Annotated in this window: 3 protein-coding genes; 2 read left to right on the forward strand and 1 reads right to left on the reverse strand. The window is 71.5% G+C overall.

Going from position 1 to position 3,466, the window contains the following annotated elements; translation table 11 throughout:
• Together AAC997_RS11730 and AAC997_RS11735 are read left to right on the forward strand one after the other, a co-directional pair.
• Positions 1-268, forward strand: a 268-nt coding sequence (locus AAC997_RS11730) for a hypothetical protein (protein ID WP_340645880.1), incomplete at its 5' end; no start/stop codon positions are given.
• The gene (locus AAC997_RS11735) at positions 265-1,626 is read left to right on the forward strand and encodes a hypothetical protein (RefSeq protein ID WP_340645881.1); all 1,362 of its coding nucleotides are present in this window, start codon (positions 265-267) and stop codon (positions 1,624-1,626) included. The genes AAC997_RS11730 and AAC997_RS11735, both read left to right, overlap by 4 nt.
• Here AAC997_RS11735 and AAC997_RS11740 read toward each other — a convergent pair.
• Positions 1,604-3,238, reverse strand: coding sequence for a cisplatin damage response ATP-dependent DNA ligase (locus AAC997_RS11740; protein WP_340645882.1), 1,635 nt, complete (start codon positions 3,236-3,238; stop codon positions 1,604-1,606). The two genes, AAC997_RS11735 and AAC997_RS11740, sit on opposite strands and share 23 nt — an antisense overlap.
• Positions 3,239-3,466: the final 228 nt, after the last annotated feature.

Below are 3,466 nucleotides of genomic sequence, written 5' to 3' on the forward strand. Positions count from 1 at the left end.
GGTGGTGGCGGCCGGGGGCGGACATCGCGACGGCCAGCGGGTGGAGGTGACCTTCGCCGAGCCGCCGCTGGACCTGGCTGAACGCCTGACCGGCCTCGGGGTCACCGTCGAGAAAGCCAGCGGCGACACAGCCACCCTGGTCCTGCCGGAGGGTGAGGACGACTCCGCCCTGCTGGGCAAGCTGATCGGCGCAGGCCTGAAGGTGAGATCCTTCCAGGCGGCGCGGAAAACCCTCGAAGACGCCTATCTGGCGGAGGTGGCCCGATGAACCCGGAATTCCAGCGCAATCTCTGGCTCGAGGCTTCACCCCGGCGCATCGCCTGGGCCGCCGTCACCCTGGTCCTGATCTATGGCGCCACGGCCCTGATGGCGCGGGAGGCCGCCAGCGGGCCGCTGCCGGCCATGGCCGGGGTGGGCGCCTTCGTCTTCATCATCTGCGGCCTGCTGTGGGGCTCGCGCGCCGCCGGCGGCGCGGTGCTGGGGGAGATCGCCGACCGCACCTGGGACTTCCAGCGGCTGTCGGCCCTGACACCCTGGTCCATGACCTGGGGCAAGCTGCTGGGCGCCTCGTCCCTGGCCTGGATGTGCGCGCTCACCGGCGTGGTGCTGATGGCCGGCCTGATGCTGGTCCAGGGCCAACCCGGCGCCCTGTGGATGCTGGGCTTCCTTATCGCGCTCGCCCTGTTCCTGCAGGCGGTCTGCCTCGCCGTCGCCCTGATCGGGGTGCGCAAGGCGCGCGCCGAGGGCCGGGTGGCCCGGGCCGGCGGCGTGCTCGGCGGCCTGATCCTCGGTGTCTTCCTGCTGATGGCGGTGGCCGGATCGGCCGGCTTCCAGCGTGGCGTGGGTCTGGCTGGCATCTCCGCCTTCCTCTATGCGCGGGGCGACGTCACATGGTGGGGCCTGGTCTTCCCGGCCACCGGCTTCCGCACCGTGGCGACCCTGGCCTTCGCCGGCTGGGCCCTGGCCGGCGCCTGGCGGCTGATGCGGCTGGAGCTGCAGATGAAGAACCTGCCGGTGGTCTGGCCGGCCTTCCTGATCTTCCTGGCGGTCTTCCTCGGCGGCTTCGCCTACGGACCCGGCGGAACCGCCGCGGCCCTGCTGGTGGGCGCCCTGGCCGTGGCCCTGGCGGCCTATGCCGGCGCCTTCGCCGAACCCGCCGACCGGGTCCGGCTTCGCCAGTTCGGGGCCTCGGCGGCCAAGGGCGATCTCGCCCGCGCCCTGCCCCTGACGCCGGCCGCCATCGCCCCCTTCATCCTGGCCCTGATCCTGGTGGTCGCCGCCTTCATGGTGGGCGAGCCGGGCCTGGTGGCCGTCGGTGGCCGTCAGCAGCCCGATCCGGCCCAGGCCGCGGCCCTACTGGCCTTCGTCCTGCGCGACCTGGCGGTGATCACCCTGTTCCGCTTCGGGCCCCGCCCGCAGCGCGGCGACTTCGGCGCCGTGGTGGCGCTGGCCCTGCTCTATGCGGTGGGCGGCGTCGTCGGCGGAGTGATCAGCCCCGGGACCGGCCAGGCCCTGTTCGTGCCCATGTCCACCGCCCCCTGGGCCAGCCTCGCCTCGGGCCTGGCCCAGGCCGCCATCGCCTGGGCCCTGGCCTGGCGGCGGATCAAGGCGCCGGAGGTGCGCTGACCTTCTCCATCGCCTCCAGCATCCCCTCCAGGGTCGCCAGCTCGTCGGCCTCCCCGGCGGGCTTGTCCCAGCGGATGCGGTGGATGCGGGGGAAGCGCATGGCCACCCCGGACTTGTGGCGGGTGGAGCGTTGCAGGCCCTCGAAGGCCACCTCGAACACCAGACCGAAATGGGGCTCGGCCTTGACCGAGCGCACCGGGCCGAACCGCTCAGTGGTGTTGTCGCGGACGAACTTGTCGATCCGCTTCAACTCCTCGTCGGTGAAGCCGAAATAGGCCTTGCCCACCGGGGTGAGCGCCCGCTTGCCCTCCACCTCCGTCCAGACCCCGAAGGTGTAGTCGGAATAGAAGCTGGAGCGCTTGCCGTGGCCGCGCTGGGCGTACATCAGCACCGCATCGATCAGGAACGGATCGCGCTTCCACTTGAACCAGGGCCCCTTGGGGCGGCCGGCCTCGTAGATCGAATCCCACCGCTTCAGCATCAGGCCCTCGGCGATCTGCGGGTCGCCGGGCGGGGGTGAGGCGCGCAAGCGCGCCAGGTCCGCCCAGGTCTCGAAGGGCTGCAGGGCTGAGAGGTCGATGCGGGGCGTGGCGAGCTTGCCGACAAGGGCTTCGAGCCGGATGCGGCGATCCTTGAAGGGCAGGACCCGCGTGTCCTCGCCCGCTTCGGCCAGCAGATCATAGGCGCGGATGCCGGCGGGGTGTTTCGCCATCAGCTTGGGATCGACGGTCTTGCGGTTCAGCCGCTGCTGCAGGTCGCCGAAGCTGGCCACCCCGTCGTCGCCCATCACCAGCAGTTCGCCGTCCAGGGCGCCTTCGAAGTCCAGGACTTGGAGCACATCGGGAAACGTTTTTGAAATGTCGTCGCCGTTGCGGGTGTAGAGGCGGCGCACGCCCTCCTCGTTCACCGCCTGGACGCGGATGCCGTCCCACTTCCACTCCGCCGCATAGTCGGAGGGGTCGAGCCTGGCGAAGTCGGCCGCCTCGTCGAGGGCCTGGGCCAGCATGGTGGGCCGGAAGCGGCCTGGCGAATCCGGGCGGGGGCGGTCCGAACGCCCCTCCAGCCAGGCGAACAGGTCCTCATAGGGCGGGTGCAGGGCGTGCCAGACCTCCTCCACCTCGGCGACAGGCACGCCGCCCAGGTCGGCCACAGCCTGTTTGGCGAGGCGCGCGGACAGACCGACGCGGAGCCCGCCGGTCATTAGCTTCAGCAGGGCCCAGCGGCCGGTGGGCTCCAGCACATCCAGCCAGCCCTCGATCAGTCGTTGAACCTCGGCCCGGGTCGCCCCGCGCAGGGCGTCGATCACCTCCGACAGCTCCGGCTCCCGGTTGGCGCCGGGCCTCGCCGGCCAGACCAGGGCGACGGTCTCGGCCAGGTCGCCGACATAGTCGTAGGACCAGCGGAACAGCAGCGGGTCCATCCGCGCCTCCACCGCCTTGCGGATGAAGGCCGGCTTGGCGGCGCTAAAGGTCAGGTCGCCGGTCAGCGCGGCCAACGCCCAACCCCGGTCGGGGTCGCGGGTGTCGCGCAGATAGTCGCGCACCAGGGTCAGCTTGGCGTTGCGCGACGCCGTCAGCGACAGACGGTCCAGGAGCTCGGCGAAGGCGCGCATGGGAGGAGAAGTCTATGTCCCCCCGCGCGGTTGCGCGACCCCGGCGCGAAAGCCGGCGCCACGCTCGGTTCTAGTCTTGTTTCGGCGGCGCCGTCGGCTTCGAAGCCCGCTCACGCCAGGCCAGCAGGCGGCGCCGGAAGATCCAGAAGAAGACGCCGATCACCAGGGCCCAGGGCCCCAGCGCCGCCATCCCACGAACCATCAAGGCGATCGTGCCGGCCAGAATGT

The sequence above is a fragment of the Phenylobacterium sp. genome (assembly GCF_037968635.1).
GTDB lineage: Bacteria > Pseudomonadota > Alphaproteobacteria > Caulobacterales > Caulobacteraceae > Phenylobacterium.